The 20,922-nt window shown below is 67.9% G+C and carries 4 protein-coding genes, 2 pseudogenes and 1 other annotated feature; of the genes and pseudogenes, 1 reads left to right on the top strand and 5 read right to left on the bottom strand.

The window, feature by feature from the left end; all coding sequences use genetic code 11:
* Positions 1 to 94: 94 nt before the first annotated feature.
* A pseudogene (locus tag bpln_RS22445) lies at positions 95 to 1,122 on the top strand (IS256 family transposase); the annotation flags it as partial.
* A 190-nt stretch (positions 1,123 to 1,312) separates the two neighbouring features.
* On the opposite strand, the gene bpln_RS35960 reads toward bpln_RS22445, so the two are convergent.
* From bpln_RS35960 to bpln_RS22425, 5 genes and pseudogenes are all read right to left on the bottom strand, one after another.
* Positions 1,313 to 2,065 carry a hypothetical protein gene (locus bpln_RS35960; RefSeq protein ID WP_148654130.1) on the bottom strand — a complete coding sequence of 251 codons (753 nt, stop codon included), beginning with the start codon at positions 2,063 to 2,065 and terminating at the stop codon, positions 1,313 to 1,315.
* Positions 2,066 to 2,383: 318 nt separating this feature from the next.
* Positions 2,384 to 3,623: pseudogene (locus bpln_RS34375) on the bottom strand (IS3 family transposase).
* Positions 3,226 to 3,342: a sequence feature (AL1L pseudoknot), on the bottom strand. It overlaps the preceding pseudogene by 117 nt.
* Before the next feature lie 138 nt (positions 3,624 to 3,761).
* Positions 3,762 to 4,598, bottom strand: a complete 837-nt coding sequence (locus bpln_RS35955) for a hypothetical protein (protein ID WP_148654129.1) — start codon at positions 4,596 to 4,598, stop codon at positions 3,762 to 3,764.
* Entirely contained in the window at positions 4,583 to 19,819 is a 15,237-nt protein-coding gene (locus bpln_RS22430) for a two-partner secretion domain-containing protein (RefSeq protein WP_082465399.1), read from the bottom strand. Before bpln_RS22430 ends, bpln_RS35955 begins: the two co-directional genes overlap by 16 nt.
* A gap of 135 nt (positions 19,820 to 19,954) precedes the next feature.
* Complete coding sequence (locus bpln_RS22425; RefSeq protein WP_055140047.1) at positions 19,955 to 20,914, bottom strand: peptidylprolyl isomerase; 960 nt, start codon at positions 20,912 to 20,914, stop codon at positions 19,955 to 19,957.
* Positions 20,915 to 20,922 lie beyond the last annotated feature (8 nt).

Here is a 20,922-nt window from a genome sequence, read left to right as displayed (position 1 = left end):
GAAGACGAGCGCTCGCAACTGATGTCGATAGCGTTCTTGGGCCTATCCGTGATTTCGTGGGCGAGGCATATCATGAGGTGTAAAAGTCATGGGTATGCCGATGAAGAAGAAAAGGCAAACGGTGGCGCGTCAAGCTGCGGCCCGAGGGGCGCTGCCTGAACTGCCCAAGGAACTGCTGGACCGATTGGTCAAGGGGCCGATGTCGCCATCCGAAGTGCAGGATCTGATGCTGGCATTCAACAAGGCGGTCATCGAACGCGCGATGGGCGCCGAGATGAATCTGCATCCGGGTTACCCGCCGGGCCAGCCCAAGCCACCCGGCCAAGCCAACGAGCGCAACGGCGCCAGCGGCAAGACGGTCATCCCCGATCGCGGCCCAGTCCGGCTCGACGTCCCCCGTGATCGAGACGGTAGCTTTGAGCCCATCCTGATTCCCAAGCACGAGCGCCGTTTCACCGGATTCGATGAACGCATCATCGCGATGTACGCGCGCGGCATGAGCGTGCGCGAGCTTCGGGCGTTTCTGGCCGAAAGCTGCGGTACCGAGGTCTCGCCCGACTTCATCAGCTCGGTCATGGACGAGGTGATGGCCGAAGCACTGAGCTGGCAAAGCCGCTCACTCGAGCCCATGTATCCGGTGGTGTTCTTCGACGCGCTGCGGGTCAAGATCCGCGACGACGGCGTGGTCGGCAACAAGGCCGTCTATCTGGCCTTGGGCATCCAGGCCGACGGCCAGCGCGACGTGCCGGGCCTCTGGATCGAGCAGACCGAAGGCGCCAAGTTCTGGCTCAAGGTATTCAACGAACTCAAGGCTCGCGATGCCAGGACATCCTGATCGCCGTGGTCGACGGCCTGAAGGGTCCGACCGAGGCGGTCGGTGCTGCCTATCCCAAGACGACGGTCCAGACCTGCATCGTGCATTTGATACGTAACAGTCTCGAGTACGCCAGCCACAAGGACCGCAAGGGCCTCGCGGCAGCACTGCGCCCGATCTACGCGGCCGCCAGTGAAGACGCGGCAAGACAGGCGCTACAGGACTTCGCTGAAGGCCCCTGGGGCGAGAAATACCCGATCATCGTGCCATCGTGGCAGCGTGCATGGGAACACGTCGTACCGTTCTACGGGTCAGTTTTCAGTCGGCGTTGACATCCAGGAAGCGCTGACGCCGGGTCACGCGCTTCTTGCCCAGGCGTTCCGCTTCTGCAAAACCGATCTGCCGCTTCATGAGCTTGGCACCTTTCCGTGAATTTCCTTCTATAACGCCCTCGGCCCAGTCTGCGATGACCACCGAGACGAATTGATCAGTGTTTCCCTAGATGACCGAACCGGCTTCGGCGTAAAGTTTCTTCAACTCCGGCAACGCCGCGACAATCCTGTCGAGTTCGTCCGTACGCTTGGGGAAAATCGTCTTGAAGTCAGCGTCCGCATAGCGCTCAACGAAGTCGAAATCACCGAGGAGAATGCGAACGACGCAAAGAATTACCCCCTTTTGCTTTTCCATCTCATCGTATGGAATCTTGTTCCGTGTCAGGTACTTCGCTGGCAACCCCCGCAGGAGATTCTCTTCACTGCTTAAATCGTAGTGATTCGCGATAAATGAAATACCATCTTTCACCATGTTTACAAGAACTGATCGAGCATCTCCAACGCCAACCGCCGCATTCTGTAAATTCATCTTCATTTCCTCGCTGGCATCCGTCGATCCTTTAATCGCCATCAAGTAAGAAATCTTGTCTTCGCAAATCAAGCACCTGACTCTCATTGCCTCAGGCATGTATTCCAGAGAATCAGCGATGACCTGAAAATTGACTAGAGACACAGGTATAATTTGGGGCTTCTTTATTTCGAAAATCTTTGAATACAAGGCCTCACAACGCTTGTTTCGTATGCAAATGGAGGGTTGCATACTTGTGAAGCCGCGCTCGAAAAATAAACCAGGATCTATGATCAGTTCTGAGTGTTTCAACGCCCCGTTCTTGAATCGACCAGATACAAATTTCCACCCTGGAAATTCTCCGGCCACCTCGCTACATATTTCATAAATATTAGATTTAAAAGTATTCATATTTAACTCATTTTTTTCGCAGAACGATGACCGGTGTAGGCGAAAGTGTGCTGGGAAGCGGTGCGCCAAACGTGCCTGTCGCTTTGCCTCCCACGGGCGTTGCTACTCCAGCCTGCACAGCCGGATATACGATTGACTGATTCGAAGTCAACGAAGCTCCGCCAGTCTTGATTTCTACGATAGCTTGACCTTGAGAGTTTAGACTGAACGATGTTATCGGGTTGCCGTTCGTATTTAAGAGCAGATTTCCATTGATGTCTTCCGCCACAAATCCAGACGGCACCTGAACCGCACCGGGAATCGTGGAGGCTGGTTGGTTTAAGTTAATGCGGACACGTCAGCGGCATTTCTGAGTTGCCTGTAGTAGTTTGCCTCAGTTTCAGCAGGCGGGATATAGCCGAGCGGTTCCATCAGCCGATGACGGTTGTACCAGGCGACCCATTCCAGCGTTGCCAGTTCGACGGATTCCCTCGTTTTCCAAGGGGCGCGCCGATGAATCAGTTCCGTCTTGTACAGGCCGTTGATCGTCTCGGCCAGCGCATTGTCGTAGCTGTCGCCCCGGCTGCCGACCGACGGCTCGATGCCGGCCTCAGCCAGCCGTTCGCTGTAGCGGATGCTGACGTATTGAGACCCTCTGACGCCGAATGATGAATCAAAGTCCCGTCCTCACCCGGTTGGCGGGCGTACAGCGCTTGTTCAAGTGCATCCAGAACGAAGTCCGTGGTCATCGACGAGTTGACGCGCCAGCCAACAATACGGCGGGCAAACACGTCGATCACGAATGCCACGTACAGCCAGCCTTGCCATGTCGAGACATACGTAAAATCCGACACCCAGAGCTGATTCGGTCGGTCAGCCTTGAACTGCCGGTTGACTCGGTCCAGCGGGCGCGGCGCGGTCACCTCGAGAATCGTCGTGCGAACACGCTTACCGCGAACTGCGCCACGCAAGCCCTGCAGTTTCATCAACCGTCCGACCGTGCAGCGTGCCACTGCAATGCCCTCCCGGTTCATCTGCTTCCAGACCTTCGGCACGCCGTAGACCTGCATGTTGGCCTGCCAGACACGCTTGATCTCCGGTTGCAAAAGCTCATCGCGTTTCGCGCGGGCGCAGCGCTTCGACGGATCGCGAAGTTGTGCTGCATGGCGTCGGTAGCCCGACGGGGCAATCCGCAAAACCTTGCAGATCGGCTCGACCCCGAAGGTGTCGCGATGCTGATCAATGAAGGCCTTCAGGACTTGAAACGGCGGTCGAGCTCCGCCTGGGCGAAAAACGCGCTCGCCAGTTTGAGAATCTCATTGGTCCGGCGCAGTTCCTTGACCTCGCGCTCCAAGGCCTTGATGCGTTCACGCTCGGCCGTACTCACGCCATCGCGCTCTCCACGGTCGACCTCGTCGCGCTTAACCCAATCCAACAACGTCTGCGGCGTGCAGCCGATCATCGGCGCAATCGATTCGACTGCCGCCCACATCGACGGGTGCTCGCTACGCTGCTCGCGTACGAGGCGCACAGCGCGCTCTCGGACTTCCGGGGAAAACTTGCTTGGCTTCTTGTTCATAGCTCGATTCTCTCAAGAATACGAGCCTCCACAAAATCCAGTGCGGTTCATGCCCAAAATCCGTCCGACGCCAGCTGACAGTGTATCTCTGCTGTTCTTGATGTCAGTCCGAACGGCAACGTGACAAAACCCTTTCCCTCACTCGGCACTTAACTCGAAAGTAGGCACGGTGAAGACATCCCCCACGGGTCCTCGCTGCAGTCGATCGTAACCTTGACCTGAACGGAAAAATACGTTGCTATCGAAATGCTCTTTAAAGAGTTCGCGGCGTGTTCGAAGACCAGCATTGTCTTCGACAACATCCACGATGCGCTCAGATAATTGGACGTACACCATTTCTGGCGCCAACTCCTCCACGATATACGCGGGCGCGCTTAGAAGACGCTCCTTTCCTAGTAAACGCACGTATGGTGGACCGAAAACTGTGCCCCAAAAAACGTCTGGGAGCCAGTGTCGCAATAGGTGCGTGACCACCATGAAGCGCTCTCCGTACGGCGCAGATCCACTTTCAATCGCGAAGTCCCGGTACGACCCCGCAAGCGTATCGACAAGCGCGAAATCTGCTGCAGAACGCATGCTTGCATTCTTCAAGTACCCGACAATAGCCTCTTGCTCCACCTGCCTCAATTCAGCAGTAAGGCTGATATTGGAGTGTGTGTCATGCACCCTGGATGATTTACTTGACCACCGAACGGAAAAGGCGCCCTCTGCTTTAGGCTGCTTCTTGCGTTGCCAATAGACCGTTTCGCATAAACCTTTCTCGGGAACGAGCCTGTCGAGATGTTCCGCATCAAATTCTCGTTCAAGCGGCTCCCACCAACCCCATCTTTCTGGCGTTAAACGGGGTAGTAGGTCGGTAAAAGTCTGCACTGCATCCAAAAATTCCGTCGACCCTCTAAGCGTCAGCGGACTGAGAATGTTGACGCTCACCGGTGCTTTAAATTTCATGCAGCCTTCCTCTATTTCATTGTCCATGGACTGAAGGTTCCGGTCGACGAGTTGAAGACCCTAATCGTTCCACCAGAGTTAGTGATCAAATTTTGCAGAGGTTGTGAAATAGTCCGTGTGTTTGGGCTGACGATGAGCTGAATCGGGTTACCTGTGGCGAGGTAACCTCTGAACTGATTCGAGTTCGAAAGATTGACCACGTCTTTAACCTCAACGATCGTCGAGCCATCCAAAGCATCCGGAACGACGGTGACCGGAGATCCGTTGGGCAACGAAACTGTAATACGCTGCGTATTCTCAGGCACCCCCAGCGCCAACAACGCGTCGCCTTGGAATTGTATCCCCCTTTGGAACGGAGTCTGTGTCGAACTGTTTGTGGCGGCACCACTACCCAGCCCGCCGACGAATGGCCTTCCGCCTACAGCAAAGTTGTCATTCTCTTGGTCTTGGGCCGAGGGTGTGCCTTGCGGGATGATCGGGACAGCATCTTTCTCGATCTCGCTGGACAAACTTTCGGTGCCATCTGGATTGAAATGAAGATGAACGCCTCCCTGATGCCCGGGTGCGCCTGAATTGTTCAGCGCTTCGTTCTGTGCAGCTGTCACCGCACCCTGAACATTCGCGCCGACTAATCCAGCCAAGCCGCCACCGAGCAGCGTCGCGAAGCCAGCCAACGCTGCCTGCTGCCCCGAATCGAGCACTGCACCTGTCGGGTCAATCGCCTTGATGAAGTCTGGCGAGAACGCCGCACTAGCGGCCCCACCAATCGCCCCGCCCGCGCACCCTGTTCCATTCGCAGCCGACGCAGCACATCCCAATGCGGCATGGGCAAGCCAATTCCCGATGGTTTCCCCTTCGACAATGGAACCCTTCACGCTTCCCGCATCACCAATCGCATTCGCGGCGACAGCCGACGCTTCACTGACCAGCGAGCCCCTCAGCGCGCCAAGAAAGCTACCGCCCTCAATTGCCGTGTTCACTCCAGCAGTGATCACGCCGTCGGCCAGCATAGCCAAGCCACGTGTTTCGATCGTCGAGATCGTCGCTGAACCGATTATCTGACTCGTCGACGTACCAACAACCGGCTGCACGCCGGCTAGGCTTGCCAGGCTCGACACCCCTTGCTCGGTAATCGGCGTAGTCTGGAAACCAAGCCCCCCGGTGTTCGAGTTGTACGTTATCCCGTTAGTCAGTCCTGCCGTGATTGCAGCAACCGCCCCGGCTTCAAACGCACTGCCCCAGCTTATCTTGCCCGTCCCTACCAGTTGGCTCGCGCTGCTCGACATCACGCCAGCGATCGCCGACGCCAAGACGACGTTGCCGAGCCCGCCCGCCGCGAACGTACCGCCAACTGCGCCGAACGCGGTATTGAGCGAGCCGATCGCCGCGCTCGCCGCCCCGTAGGTCACGATCGACGCCGCCACCGCCACCACCAGCATGCCGATCTGCTCGATCCCGAACGCCCCGCCTTCCTTCACGAAGTCCTGATGCAGGTCGTCGCTCACCGTCGTCTGCGTGAAGTTCCCGCCAAGCTGCTGCTGCAACTGCGCCAGCAGCGCCTGCGTGCCCGCCTGATCGACGCTGCCGTCCGGATTGAGCTGCTGCAGCGCGCCGCCGATCTGGTTCAGCGTCTGCACGTTCAGATCCATGTTCGCGGCGCTCATGAAGCCGCCCGGCTGGACCACCGTACCGGTGGTGTCGACGTAGCCGCCTTCCACCTTCTGCCAGATCTGGCCGACGTCGACCTGATTGGCCTGGTTGGTCAGCGTCTGCGTGTTCACGGCGAGCGTGCCCGACGCGGAGATGCTGCCGGTGTTCAGGATGCTGCCGTTGCCGTCGGCGTTGAAGTTCAGCGCGACGTTCTCGCCGGTGATGTTGCCGCCGGCCGTCATCGCCGCCGTGCCTTGCGGCAGATACACCTGCGGCATCAGTGCCGTGATCGTCGGGCACACGCCCGTGCCGGTGGCCGTGCATGACGGATCGGGCACGGTCTGCTCGACGTACCAGAGCATCGGCTGCGTAAGCTGGTTGACCTGCGTCTGCGACAGCGCCTGCCCCAGTTGCAGATCGTTCTGCTTCGCGTAGTCGATCGCGTTCTGATACAGGTACGCCTTCTCCTGCTCGACCACCGAGGCACCACTCTCGCTGTCGGTACTGAGCCCGTCGACGAACGAAGCCTTGCCGGTCTGCTGCAGCGACGCCTGCTGCAGCAGCAGGTCTTCCTCCTGCGGGTTGTAGTAGAACAGCGTCGAACTCGGCTGCAGCGTCGCCGGCAGATTGCTGATCAGGTTCTGCGGGCCGAGGTTGCCGATCCCCGAACCGCCGAGCGAGCCGTCGACGTACGACGCGGTGCCCGCCACCGGCGTGGGGATGCTGCCCGTGCCGACGGTGCGCGGAATCGACAGGTTCAGCCCCGGCAGCGTGGCCGGGCTCAGCGTGATCACGCGCTGCGGCGCGCTGACGGTCGGCGTATAGGTGTTCGGCTGCGTGATGCCGTTGATCAGCTTCTGCCCGGTCAGCGACACGGCCGTGCCGATCACGTTGCCGACGTTCTGGATCTGGCCGCCGGACGTGATCGACAGGTTCGGCGCCTGGATCGTGGCCGCGATGTTGCCGACCGGCGTGGGCGGATCGATCTGCCCGCCGCTGTTGGTGTAGGCACTGCCGTACAGCGCCGTACACTCGGCCACCGAACCGCAGGCCCAGATGTCGTGGCGCTTGTCCGAACTGAACATGCCGGTTTCCTGCACCCAGTGCGAGTGCCAGTAGGCATTGAGCGTCTGCGCCTCGTTCACCACGGGGCCGGCCACGGCGATGGTCGCGTCGTTGCCGGCCGCGATCAGGCTGCCGATGTTGGTCAGCGAACCGGCGTTGATGTCGAGCTTGTTGCCCGCGCTGATCACGGACGAACTGCCGGACTGCTGATCGACGTATGCCTCGCAGTAGCTTTCCTTGTAGCCGCCGGCGGTCATGCAGCCGGCGTATTGCTCCTGCGTGCCGTAGTTCTCATGCACGGGCACGGGCGGCGGCAACGTGTTGGTGATCGCGCCCGATACGTTCAGCGTGATGTTGTTGCCGGCGATGATGTTGCCCGACGTGTTGGTCAGGCTCGCGGCCGGCGTGGTGGAGCTGGCGGTGGAGCCGACACCGCCCAGCACGATGTCATGCCCCGCCAGCAGGTTGCCGTAGGTGTTGTCGATGCTGCCGGCGGCCACCACCAGGTCATGGCCGGCGTAGATCGTGGCATCGCTCTGGTTGTAGCCGAAGCTCGTGGTGCTCGGGTCGTTGCCGCGCGGCTGGCCGGCGTTGCCGCAAGCCGAGTTCGGCACGCCCGACGCGCAGCCCACTTGCGACGAATAGTTTTGTTGATTGCCGCCCTGGTTGGAGAAGCTCTGCGCGCCGATCAGCACGTTGTTGCCGGCGAAAAGCAGCCCGGCGTTGACGAGGTTGCCGCCGAGCAGCGTCAGGTTGCTGCCCGCAGCGATCATGCCGGTAGGCGTCGAGGACGACGTGCTGCCGTAGGAAACCGGCGCCGCGCTCGAGGTGTTGATGTTGAAAAACTGCGTCGCGACGGCATCCGTCGAACAGTTCTCCGAGCTCATGCAGAACAGCGACGTCGAATTGGTTGCATTCCCGGTGGCGAGAATCGATCCCATCGACTTCAGTTGCGAAAGGAACGCCGCATACTGACCAGCGTCGTACGCGGTGACGGTCTGGTTTGTCAATGTCGGAGCAACCGCGCCATTGCCGAGGCTCTGCACGTTCAGCGTGACATTGCCTGCCGCGGAAATCTGGCCGCCTCGATTCGACAAGGTACCCGCCGTCAACGCGATGGAACCGCCTGCGGAAATCACTCCCGACGTCCCGGCCTGCTGCGTCGTCGTCGTGACCGTGGCAGTCGGCAGCGCGAGCGTGACGGTGGGAACGCCGCCCGGCACCGGACCATTGGCGAGAATCCAGACCGGCTCCGTCCCGGTGTAATGATCCCCGCTCGACACGGAAACCTGCTCCTGATAGAACGTCACGGTGCCGGAGCCGGCGACGGGCTGCGATGGCTGGATCGAACAGCCGTTCCCGCAACTGTAGTAGCCGGGCAGGCCCGGGGTTGCCGCTGTCTCGCCGGTCGGCGCAAGCAGTTGACCCAGCGTGGCCGACTGGGTCGAGGTATAGAAGTAGTTGGTGATGTGATCACCACCATGCACCCACTCCCAATTGATCGTCGACGTTCCGATCGACCCCGACCACAGCAGGGCCGGATCCACCGTGGCATACGACGTGGTGACCGCGGCCCCCGGCGCGGTCTGATCATTCACCACCGTGCCCGCGTTGATCGTGAGGTTGTTCCCCACGTAAATCGAGCCGCCGGTGTTCTGCAGTACCCCGCCGCCGCCGAGATTGAAATTCGCGTCGCCCTTCGCCTGCGTGAGCCCGGCCTGATTGTCGTACGTGCCGCCATTTACGTTCAGCGTACCGCCGGCTTCCACCGTGCCTCGGTTGTACGTGTCGCCGTTCAGCGTCAAGGTGCCGTCGGCATGCACGATCGCGTTCGCGTAGTTCGCCAGCGTGCCGTTCAGCGTGACGTTCGAGCCCAGCAACTGCCCGTAATTCGAGAACGCTCCGCCGGCGGACATCGTCAATGCCGCCGTGCCGGACATCACCCCCACGTTGGTGATGCCGTTGAGCCCGGCGAGCGTCACGCTCTGTCCGCCGTAGTTCCAGGTGCCGCCCACGTAGATCGAGCCGGCCGTGATCCACAGGCCGCCACCCTGGCTGATGGTGCCCTGGGTCGGATCGAAGGTCAGGTTTTCGGCGTCGAGGCCGAGATTGCGCTGCGCAAGCAGCTGTCCACCCGCGTTGTTCAGCGAGCCGTTGCCGCCGCGAATCGTCAGCGACAGGTCACCCGTCTGGCTGGTCGGATCGCTCGCGTTGCCGGCGAACAGCACGCCGTTGCCGTTATCGAGCTGAGAGGCGGCGACGGTGAGCGCGTTGACGCCCATCAGCGCCCCACCGGCATTGCCAAGCCAGTTCGCGACATTGACGGTCGTGGTACCGCCGTTGACGAGTCCCGCGTTCGAGAAGTTGGTCGCGGTGACGGTGGTCGCGCCCGTCGAGGCCAGCGAGGCGCCGGCCTGGTTGACGAGTTGCGGCGCGGACACGGTCAACCCGCCGCCGGACAGCACATTGGCGGCATTGGTCATGCCGTTGCCGCCCGTCAGCGAGGTGGCCCCGACCACGCCGACGGTACCGGCCGCGAGCGTGAGCTGGTCGCCGGCCTGCGCGTCGAGCGCGCCGCCGGCCAGCGTGTTGCCGAACGTCACCTCCTGTCCGCTCAGATGCACGTCGTGCGAGGCGACGAGCTGCGCGCCGCCGGCATCGAGCGTGCCCGTCGCTGCGACGGTCAGGCTGCCGGAGGTGGTGGCGCTGCCCGCCACGTTCACGTTGCCGCCCGTCAGCGAGAGATCGCCGACGGTCTGGCTGGTGCCGCTTAGCGTGAGCTGCCGGGCGGCCTGCACGGTGGCGCCGGCGTTCGAGGTCAGGCCGCCGAGCGACACGTCGCCGGTGTCGGCCTTGATGGCGATCGCGCCCGACGACGACACGCCACCGGTCACGGCCACGTTGCCGTTCGCCTCCACGTGCGTGGCGCCGCCGGACGTGAGCGAACCGCTCGCGCCCACATTGCCGCCATTCGACGTGACGGAAAGGTCGCCCACCGCGGTAGCCGAGCTCAGCGTCACGTCGCCGGCCGCGCTCGCGCTCACCTTGCCGGCGCTCTGGATCTCGCCGGCCGCGAGCGTGGTGCCGGCCTGCAAGCCGACGTCCTTGCCGAACGTCAGCGCCCCCGCGCTGATCGCGCCGCCCGCCTGGAGCTGCGCCGAGCCGAGGCCGAACAGCGCGCCGCCGAGCGTGAGCGCGCCGCCCGCGTTCAGGACGGTGTTGCCGTTCACGAGCGTGCCCTGCGAGAACGTGATCGCGCCCGCGGAGTTCGCCGTCAGGTCGCCGCCCGAAGTCAGCGCGCGATCGGCGACGATCGTGCCATCGGTCGAGGTGAGCGTGAAGTTGCCGTTCGATTGCGCGAGCCCGTGCAGCACGAGGTTGCGCGCGGCGCTCATGTCGAACGCGGCGCCGGCGGCCACGGCGCCGCCGATCGTCGCGTCGCGCGCGGCCACGATCCGCGCGTCGCCGCCCGACGTGAGCCCGCCGCCCACCGATACGTCGCCGTTGCCGGTGGTGCCCTGGCCATGCAGCGTCACCGTGCCGCCAGCCTGCAGATTGCCGCCGATCACGACGTCGCCGCCGGCGCTGGCCTGCAGGTTGCCGCCCGAGGTCAGCGCGCCCGTCACGCTCAGCCCGTTTCCGGCGCTGGCGGTCACGTCGCCGTTCGACGCGAGCGTGCCGGCCACGTTCAATGCGCCGCCTGCCGTGAGGCTGGCCGACTGGCCGAACGCCACCGACGCGGCGTTCAGCGCGCCGCCGCTCTCGAGCGTGCCCGCGTTCTGCGCGGCGATGTCGCCGGCGAGCGTCAGGTCGCCGCCGGCCGTCAGCGTGGCATTGCCGCCGGCCTGCGTCTTGCCGGCCACGCTCGTCGCCCCGCCCGACGTCGTGTTCAGATCGTGCTGGGTGGTCAGGTTGCCGGCCTGCAACGTGCCGCCGGTGGCCGTGAGCGAGAGATTGCCGGCCGCGTTGAGGTCGCCCGCCGTCAGATTGCGCGCGGCGCTCAGCGTGGCCGCGTCGCCCGCGTTGAGCGTGCCGGCCAGCGTCGCATCGCGCCCGGCCTGCACGTTGGTCGTGCCGAGCGCGGTGGTCGTGCCGTTCAGCATCGCGTCGCGCGCGGCCTGCACGTTCAGCGCGCCGGTCGCGATGGCCGGCCCGTTCACGGTCACGTCGCCGCCGCCGGCGCTGCCGTTGGCCGTCACCGCCAGCGTGCCGGTGGTCGACTGCACGCCGGCCAGCGTCACGTCGTTCGCGCCGGTCACGGCCAGGCTGCCGCCCTGCAGCGAACCGCTCAGGTTCACGTCGTGGCCCGCGCCGAGCGTCGCGCCCCGCGCGAACGCGGTGGTGCCGGCGCCGGCGATGTCGTGCGCGGCATTCAGCGTGCCGCCCTGCTGCCCGGCAAGCGTGCCGCCCAGCGTCAGGTCCTGCCCCGCCGACACGGTCATCGCGTTGGCCGCCGACACCGTGCCGCCAAGCGTGGTATCGAGCCCCGACGTCATGCCGAGCGCGCCGCCCGAGATCGCGCTGCCGGTCACGCCGAGATTGCCGTGGGTCGCCGTGACGCTCATGTCGCCGGCCGACTGCGTGCTGCCGGAAATGCTCACGTCGCGCTGCGCCGTGAGGGTCTGCGCCGCGCCGTTCGCGAGCGCGCCGCTCAGCAGCACGTCGCGCGCGGCATCGATCGACACCGCGCCGTTCGCCCCGACATTGCCGGTGATCGAGACGTCGCCGCCGCCGGCACTGCCCTGCGTCTTCACCGTGAGCGTGGTGCCGGCCACCACGTTCTTGAGCGTGGCGCTGTCGCCGGCCTGCACGTTCACCGATGCGGCCTGCGCGCTGCCGCCCAGCGATACGTCGCGCTGGGCGCTGGCGCCGAGCGCGCCGTCGAGGAACGACTGCGTGCCGGTGCCGACGAGGTCGCGGCCCGCGTTCAGCGAGCCGCCGGCATCGCCGATCAGCAGGCCGCCGCCGAGCAGCGCGTCGCGCCCGGCGTTCAAAGTCAGGTCGCCGACGGCGCTGGTGGTGGCGCCGAGCGACAGGTCGAGCCCGGTGGTCACGCCGAGCGTGCCGCCGCTGTTGATGCCGCCGGTGGCGTTCAGGCTGCCCTGCTGCGCCACGATCGTCATCGCGCCGCCGGACTGTACGGCACCCGCGATCGACACGTCGGTGCCGGCGCCCAGCGCCACGCCCGCGCCGCCCTGCAACTGGCCCGCCACCGACAGGTCGTGCTGCGCATCGGCCGTCACCTGGCCGCCCGCGGCGGCGGTGCCGGCCACGGTCAGGTCGCCGCCGCCGTTCGTACCGGCCGCCTTCAGCGTCAGCGCGCCATTGGCCTGCACGTCGGTGACACCGACATTGCCGGCGGCCGTCACGCCGACGGTATCGCCCTGGATCAGGCCACCCTGCGCGACGTCGTGGCCGGCGCCGAGCGATGCCGCCCCGGCAAACGAGACGGTGCCCGCGCCGGTGATGTCGCGGCCGGCGCTCAGCGTGCCGCGCCCGTCGCCGCCGACGCTGCCGGTCACGGCCAGGTTGCCGTTCGCGGCAAACGTGGCATCGCCAGCCGAGGCCGCGCTGCCCGATACGGTGAGATCCGTGCCGGCGCTCGCGTCGAGCGTGCCGTGGCCGGTCAATGCGCCCGTCACGCTCAGCGCGCGCCCGGCCTCGAGCGTGGTGGCCGCGCCCGCCGTGGCGGTGCCGCCCAGCGCGATGTCGGTGCCGGCCTGCAGGCTCAGCGCGGCATTGCCGCCGAGCGTGCCGGTCGAGGCGAGGCCGCCGCTCGCGGCGCTCAGTTGCATGTCGCCCTGCGACTGCAGCGTGCCCTCGTTGAGCAGGTCCTGCCCGGCATGCAGGTTCAGCGTGCCGTTGCTGACCAGCGTGCCGGTGGTGTGCAGGTCCTGCGTGGCGTTGACGGCCAGCGAGGTAGCGGCCGTCATGTCGTGCAGCGTGGCGCTGCCGCCCGCGGTGGCCGCGACGCTCGCGGCCTGCACCGCGCCCGCCAGTTGCATGTCGCCGCCCGACTGCAGCGTGCCCGCGCCGCCGAACGCCAGACTGGCATTGCCGCCGAGCTTGCCGCCCGCGCTCAGCGTGCCGGCCTGCCCGGCGATCACGGTGCCGTTCGCGGCCAGATCCTGCCCGGCCTCGACCGTCAGGGCGCCGAGTGTGGTGGTGCGGCCGGTGCCGAGATCGACGTCGCGCGCCGCGTCGATCGACAGATTGCCGCCCGCCTGCACGGTGCCGCTGCTCGTGAACGCACCGGCGGCATTGCGGGTCGTCAGGTCGCCACCCGACACGAGCGCGCCACCGACCGTGGTATCGGCGCCGCTCGTCACCGCGAGCGGGCCGCCGGCCTGCAGCGTGCCGGTGACGCCGATCGCGCCGCCCGCGTCGAGCGCGGCGTCGGCCGCGCTCGTCACGGCACCGGCGATGGTGGTGCCGGCGCCGCTGTGCAGGTCGAGCGAGTTGCCGGTGGCAAGCTTGCCGCCGATCGCGAGCGCCTGCCCGGCTTGCAGTGTGCCGGTCGTGCCGGCCACGAGGCTGCCGTCGAGCGTCAGGCCGCCGCCCGCGCCAAGCGTGGCGGCACCGCCCGTCTCGATCGTGCCGGCCACGGCGAGATCGCCGCCGGCCTGCACCGTGGTGCCGGCGCTGCCCTTCACGGCGCCGACGATGCGCGTGTCGCCCTGGCTCGCCAGGCTCACGTCGCCCGTGCCCTGCAGCAGCCCGGTGATCGACAGATCGGTGGCGGCCTGCAGCTGCGTGGCGCCGAGCGCGGCGACGGTGCCGCCGAGCGTGAGCGCCCCGCCCCTGGCGTCGGCATTCAGCGTCGAGGCCGCCTGCACGTCGTTCAGCGACACATTGCCGGCCGCCGTCAGCGCGAGCGCGTTGCCCTGCAGCGCGCCCGTCACGGCCAGATCGCGGCCGGCCTGCGCCCCCACGTCGCCGGCGAAGCCGCTGGCGCCGCCGAGCGTCAGGTCGCGCCCGGCGCCGAGCGTGGCGGCGCCGTTGCCCACCAGCGTGCCGCCGACGCCCAGGTCGCGCCCGGCCGTCAGCGTGGTGTCGCCCTTGATGCCGGTGGCCCCGGCGAGCGTCACGTCCTGCGCCGCGCTGGCGCTCAGGCTGCCGGCGCTCGACAGCGTGCCGACCGACGTGAGACTGCCGCCGGCGGCGGCCAGCGTCATGTCGGCCGCTGATTGCAGCTGGCCGCGCGTGCCAACGGTGATGTCGCGCGCGGCGCCCACGCCGAGCCGGTCGCCGCTGCCGAGGATGCCGTTGACGAGCACGTCGCGGCCGGCCTGCACCTGCGTCGGCGCGTGGTTCGTCGCGGTGCCGTCGCCGCCGCCCGCCAGCACGCCATTGACGATCACGTCGCGCGCGGCGGACACGACCGTCTCGCCGACCACGGCCGTGGTGCCGTTGAAGCTCGCGTCGCCGCCGCCCGCCTGCCCGTTCGCGGCCAGGTGGAAGGTACCGGCCGCCTGCACGTCGGCCAGGCTCGCGCTGTTGCCGGCCGTGATCGTCAGGTCGTTGGCGAGCACCGTCAGCGCGCCGCTGGCGGCCACGTCGCGCGCGGCGTTCAGCGTCATGCCGGCTGCCGCGCCGGTCGCGCCGGACAACACGATGTCGGTGCCCGCCGCGATCGCGAGCGTGCCGTTGGTGGCGATCGGGCCGCTCGAATTCACCGCGCCCGAGGTGGCGCTCAGCGTGGTGTCGCCGGCGGCCTGCAGGTCGCCGCTCTGGTTCAGCGCGCCGCCCGCCTTCAGGGCGACCGTGGCGCCGCCGCGCAACGCGCCGGTGGTGGCCAGGTCGTGCGCGGCGTCCACCGACATCGTGGAGGCCGCCAGCACGTCGTGCAGCGAGGCGTTGCCGGCCGATTGCACCTGCACGGTGTCGCCGCGCAGCGAGCCCGTCAGCGCGAGGTCGCCGCCCGATGTCACGGTGGCGGCCTGGCCGAACGCGATCGAGGCCGCGCCGCCCAGCGTGCCGCCCGAACCCAGCGTGCCGTTGCCCTCGGCGATCAGCGTGCCGTCCGCCTTCAGGTTGCCGCCGGCCTGCACCGTCATGTCCTGCAGGGCGGTGGTGGATTGCGTGCCGAGATCGACATCGCGGGCCGCGTCGATGTGCAGGCTGCCGTCGGTGGCGATGTTGCCGGTGCTCGCGAGCGAGCCGGCCGCGTTGTGCAGCGAGAGATCGCCGGTGGCGGCGAGCGTGCCGCCGATCGAGGTGTCCGCGCCGCTCGTCAGCGTGAGCGTGCCGCCGCCGCGCACCTGCCCGGTGACGGACATCGCGCCCGCCGAGTCGAGCGTGGCGGCCGCCTGCGCGCTCACGGCGCCGGCCACGGCCAGCGCGCCGCCGGCGCTGGCGCTCAGGCTCCGGGCGGCTTGCAGCGTGCCGTTCACGTCGAGGTCGCCGCCGGCCTTCGCGCTCGCGTCCGACATCGAAGTGACCGTGCCGTTCACGTTCAGCGCGCCGCCGTTGGCGGCCAGCGCCAGCGGGCCGTTCGACTGCACGTCGTTCAGCGTCATGGTGCCCGCGCTGGTCAGCGTCACCGCGTTGCCGAGCGCCGAGCCCGTCACCGCCAGGTCGCCGCCGCTGGTCACCGTCAGGTCCTTCAGGTAGCCGGTGCTGCCGCCCAGCGTCGCGTCGCGCCCCGCTTCCAGCAGCGCCGCCCCCTGCCCCGCCAGCGTGCCGCCGATCGTCAGGTCGCGCCCCGCGTTCAGCCGCGTGTCGCCCACCGCACCGGTCGCGCCGGTCAGCGCCACGTCCTGGCCGGCCGATACCGTCAGCTTCGTCGCCCCGGTCAGCGTGCCTTGCGAGTTCACGCTGCCCGCCCGCGCGGTGATCGCGAGGTCGGCCGCCGACTGCACCGTGCCCGCCCCGCTCACGCTCACGTCGCGCTGCGCGGCAATGCCGAGCGTCGCCCCGCCAGCGAGCGTCCCGCTCACGTTGGCGTCGCGTTGGGCATCGAGCGCGAGCGAGTTGCCGCTCGCGAGCGTACCCGTCACGTTCACGTCGCGCGCCGCCGCGAGCGTGGTCGTGCCGGCCACCTGCGTATTGCCGTCGAACGTCAGGTCGCCGCCGCCCGCGTTGCCTTGCGCCTGCGCGTCGAGCGCGCCGCTCACCTGCGCGTCGCCGATCCGCGCGCCGTCGCCGGCCTGAACGTGCAGGTCATGCCGGGTCTGCAGGGTGCCGGTCGAGTCGATCCCGCCGCCCGCGGCAAGCGTCAGGCTGTCGGTGGCGGCGATCGTGCCGCGCACGGCCAGATCGCCGCCCGCCCGCAGCGCGGCGGTGGCATTGCCCGTCAGGGCGCCGGTGGTGGTGAGGTTGCCGGCCGCCGCGAGCGACATCGTCGAGGCCGCCAGCACGTCGTGCAGCGAGGCGTTGCCGGCCGATTGCACCTGCACGGTGTCGCCGCGCAGCGAGCCCGTCAGCGCCGTGTCGCCGCCCGAATTCAGCGCGGCCGCCTGGCCGAACGCGATCGCGGCCGCGCCGCCGAGCGTGCCGCCCGAGCTCAGCGTGCCGTTGCCGCCGGCGCCCAGCGTGCCGTCGGCCGTCAGATTGCCGCCGGCCTGCACCGTCATGTCATGCTGGGCCGTGGTGGCCCCCGCGCCAAGGTCGACGTCGTGCGCCGCGTCGATCCGCAGGTTGCCGCCCGAACCGATCGTGCCGGTGCTCGCGAGCGAGCCGGCCGCGTTGTACAGCGAGAGATCGCCGGTGGCGGCGAGCGTGCCGCCGATCGAGGTGTCCGCGCCGCTCGTCAGCGCGAGCGTGCCGCCGCCCTGCACCAGGCCGGTGACGCTGGCCGCGCCGCCCGCGTCGAGCGTGGCCGACGACAGCGCGTTGAGCGTGCCCGCCACCGACAGATTGCCGCCGCTCGTGATCGCGAGCGCGTCGGACGCCTGCAAGGTGCCGCTCACCGACATATCGTGCGCCGCGCTCACGGTGCCCGCGGAAAGCGTGTTGAGCTTGCCGGCCACGGCCAGATCCGCGCCGCTGTTCGCGCTCAGGCGGCCGGTGCTCTGCAGCGTGCCGTTCACGTCGAGGTCGCCGCCGGCCTTCGCGCTCGCGTCCGACATCGAGGTGACCGTGCCGTTCACGTTCAGCGCGCCGCCGTTGGCGGCCAGCGCCAGCGGGCCGTTCGACTGCACGTCGTTCAGCGTCATGGTGCCCGCGCTGGTCAGCGTCACCGCGTTGCCGAGCGCCGAGCCCGTCACCGCCAGGTCGCCGCCGCTGGTCACCGTCAGGTCCTTCAGGTAGCCGGTGCTGCCGCCCAGCGTCGCGTCGCGCCCCGCTTCCAGCAGCGCCGCCCCCTGCCCCGCCAGCGTGCCGCCGATCGTCAGGTCGCGCCCCGCGTTCAGCCGCGTGTCGCCCACCGCACCGGTCGCGCCGGTCAGCGCCACGTCCTGGCCGGCCGATACCGTCAGCTTCGTCGCCCCGGTCAACGTGCCTTGCGAATTCACGCTGCCCGTGTGCGCGACGATCGACTGGTCGCCGCCGGACTGCACGGTGCCCGTGCCGTTGACGTTCACGTCGCGCTGCGCATCGAGCGCGAGCGTCGCGCCGCCGGCCAGCGTGCCCGTCACGTTCACGTCGCGCGCGGCCGTCAGCGTGGCGGCACCCACCACCTGCGTCTTGCCGTCGAACGTCAGGTCGCCGCTGCCCGCCGCGCCCTGCGCCTGCGCGTCCAGCACGCCGTTCACCCGCGCGTCACCGATGCGCGCGCCGTTGCCGGCCTGCAGTTGCAGATCGCGCCCGACCTGCAGGCTGCCCGTCGACACGATGTCGTGGCCGGCCGTGATCGCGAGCGTGTCGCCGCTCGCCAGCGTGCCGCCGATCGAGGCATCGCCGCTTGCCGCCTGCAGCGTCGCCGTGCCCGAGGTCTGTACCGTGCCGGTCACGCCGATGTCGTGCTGCGCGCCGGCCTGCAGCGTGCTGGTGCCGATCTGGCCCGCCACGGCGATGTCGTGGCCGGCCTGCAGCGTCACGCCGTTCGCGCTCAGCAGCGTGCCGTCGATCGCGACGTCGCCGTCGGCGTGACTCGCGACCGCGCTCACCGTGGTGCCGCCCTGCACGTCGCCGAGCTTCACGCCGCCGTCGCCGGAGATCGCGATGTCGCCGTTCGCCTGCGTGTTGGCCAGCGATACCTTGCCCCCCGCCGTCACGCCGAGCCTGCCGCCGGCCTGGATGGTTCCCTGCGAGCTTACGTCGCCGCTGGCCTGCAGGGTGAAGTCGGTCACGCCCAGATGCGCGCCCGTCATGGTCACGTCGCCGTTGGCGTGGATCGTCACCTGCTGCTGCGCGGCGGTGCCGGCCACGGCGAGATCGCCGTTCGACGACAGCGTCAGGTCGCCCGCGTTGGCCGCGAGCTGCGCATCGGCGCGCACGCCCATGCCGGCTGCCGTGCTGATCACCTGGATCTGCCCGGCCGTCATCGCGCCGAACGCGGTGGCGTCGATCGCCTGGCCGCTGGCGCTAGCGCCGGCGATGGCCGCCAGCGTGTTGTCGGCGCCGTTCGCCGAGGTGGCGTAGGAGGTGCCCTGCGCGCTCACGGCGCCAGGCAGCACGAACTGGCGGCCCGCGATCACATTGATGCGCGTGCCGGCATAAAGCGGTGCGTTCACCCCGATCGTCTCGCCGATCAGGTCGATGGTGCCGACGGTGCCCTCGATGCCGGCGCCGGGGCCGTTCACGCCCGCGTTGCCCTCGATCTGGACATGACCGCCCGTCACGCTGTAGCCGACGGCCGTGGCATTGTCGAAGCTCGCGCGCGTGCCGTTCAGGTCGCTCAGGAATTGCGGCGTGCCGGTGGACAGCGTCACGCCGATGGTGTTGGTGAAGCCGGTGCCGACCGTGGTGATGCCGTTCGGATTCGCGATCACCACGGCGGCGGGCGCGCCGAACACTTCGAGCGGGCCGTTCAGCAGGCTCGCGAACGCGCTGCCGGTGGAGGTCACCTGGTTGACGATCACGCTGGCCGCTCGCCCCGACAGGTTCGGGTTCGCGCGCACGTCGCCGCCGGTCAGCGAGGTGCCGGACATCAGGCTGTTGTTGAGGATCAGCCCGACCGGATCGATGTTGAACGACCGGTACTGGTTCAGCGAAATGCCGGCCGCGTTCGGCGCGGTGATGTTGACCACGGGCACGCCGCCGCCCAGGCCGGTGCTCTGCGTGACGGCGGGCTGGAAGCGGATCGGCGCGGTGGGATCGGTGATCGGCGCGGCCTCGGCCTCGCCGATCGCGAGCCGGATGCGCAGCGCGGCGAGCTCGGCCAGCACGCGCGGGCTGCCCGCGGCGAGCACGCCGGCCGCCTCGCGGCCCTGTTCGACGGTGATGCTCAACGGCCCGAGGTACATGACCATCGCCACGATCGCCGCCACCGCGCGCTGCCAGGCGCGATAGCGGCGCGCCGGCGCGGCGGCTTCACCGAGCCAGCGCGGTCGTGCCAGCGGATGAAAGTCGGCCGCGCGGCGCATGGCCGTGCGTCGCGCGAGATCGAGCAGGGCGGATCGGGTCGAGGCGTGAGTCGAGGCGTTCTTCATGCTTGTCGCTATGTCGTGCGTGCTTCGTGTTCGCTGCGACGCCGGCGGCCCGCCGGCATCGTCCGGGCGGCGGCCGTTCCCCGGTGCCGCCGCGCCATCGTGCCCGTGACCGCGTCGCGGCCGGGCGGCCAGCCCTTACTGCTGGATCTGCGCCTGCTTGAGCAGCCCGACCATCATCTCGATCGTGGCCTTCTGCAGCGCGGCCTGTTCGAGGCCACGGCGCAGCACGTCCTTCGCATCGGCGTAGGCCGGAACCCGGGTGGGACGCTGCTCGTCCACGCGCAGGATCCAGAAGCGGCCGCCGGCCTCGACCGGTGCGCTGGTCACGCCGCCCACCGGCAGCTTCAGCAGTGCCTCGGCGAGCGGCTGCGGCCAGCCCTGCTGACCGGCCGGCGGCACCGGCTGGCGGAACGAGACCCAGTTCAGCGCGCCGCCCTGCGCGGCGCTCGGGCCGTCGGCCGCCTGCCGCGCGAGCTGCGCGAAATCGGCGCCCCGCTTCAACTGGGCGAGCGCCGCGTCGGCGCTCGCGCGATCCTTCAGCACGATCACGCGCGGCTTCAGCTCGGTCTGGCCGAGCCCCGCCACCACCTCGTCGTACTTCGCCTTCACCTCGGCATCGGTGACGGGCTCGGGCTTGACGTGGTCCTGCAGCCAGACCTGCGTCATCGCCAGCGACTTCGCCTGCTCGACGGCGGCCAGCACCTGCGGGCGCGTGTCGTAGTGCGCGCTCGCGGCGGCCTGGCGCAGCAATTCGCGTGCGATCAGCTCGTTCTTCAGCGCGGCGCGCACGCTCGCCGTATCGGGCTGGCTGGCCGCGACGCGCGCCTGTTCGAGCTGATCGCGCGTGATCGCCACGCCGTTCACGCGCGCCACGATGCCGTCGGGCAGCGGCGCGGCGGCCGGCGCGGAAGCTCCGCTGGCGGCCGCGCTCGTGGCGGCCCGGGGCATCGCGTCGAGCGCCGCCAGCGCGGCGTGCGCGCCGCCGAGCTGGCCCGCGATCGCCAGCGCCAGGGCACTCGCCGCGCGCATTGCGCGGCTCGGCCGTTCGCGGTGATTCACGTGGGTCGCGTCCTGCTTCGTCATTCCGATCTTCATTGCCCCGC

The organism is Burkholderia plantarii (assembly GCF_001411805.1).
GTDB lineage: Bacteria > Pseudomonadota > Gammaproteobacteria > Burkholderiales > Burkholderiaceae > Burkholderia > Burkholderia plantarii.
The sequence above is the reverse complement of the archived record's forward strand: the minus strand, read 5'-3'. Positions and strand labels throughout refer to the sequence as shown.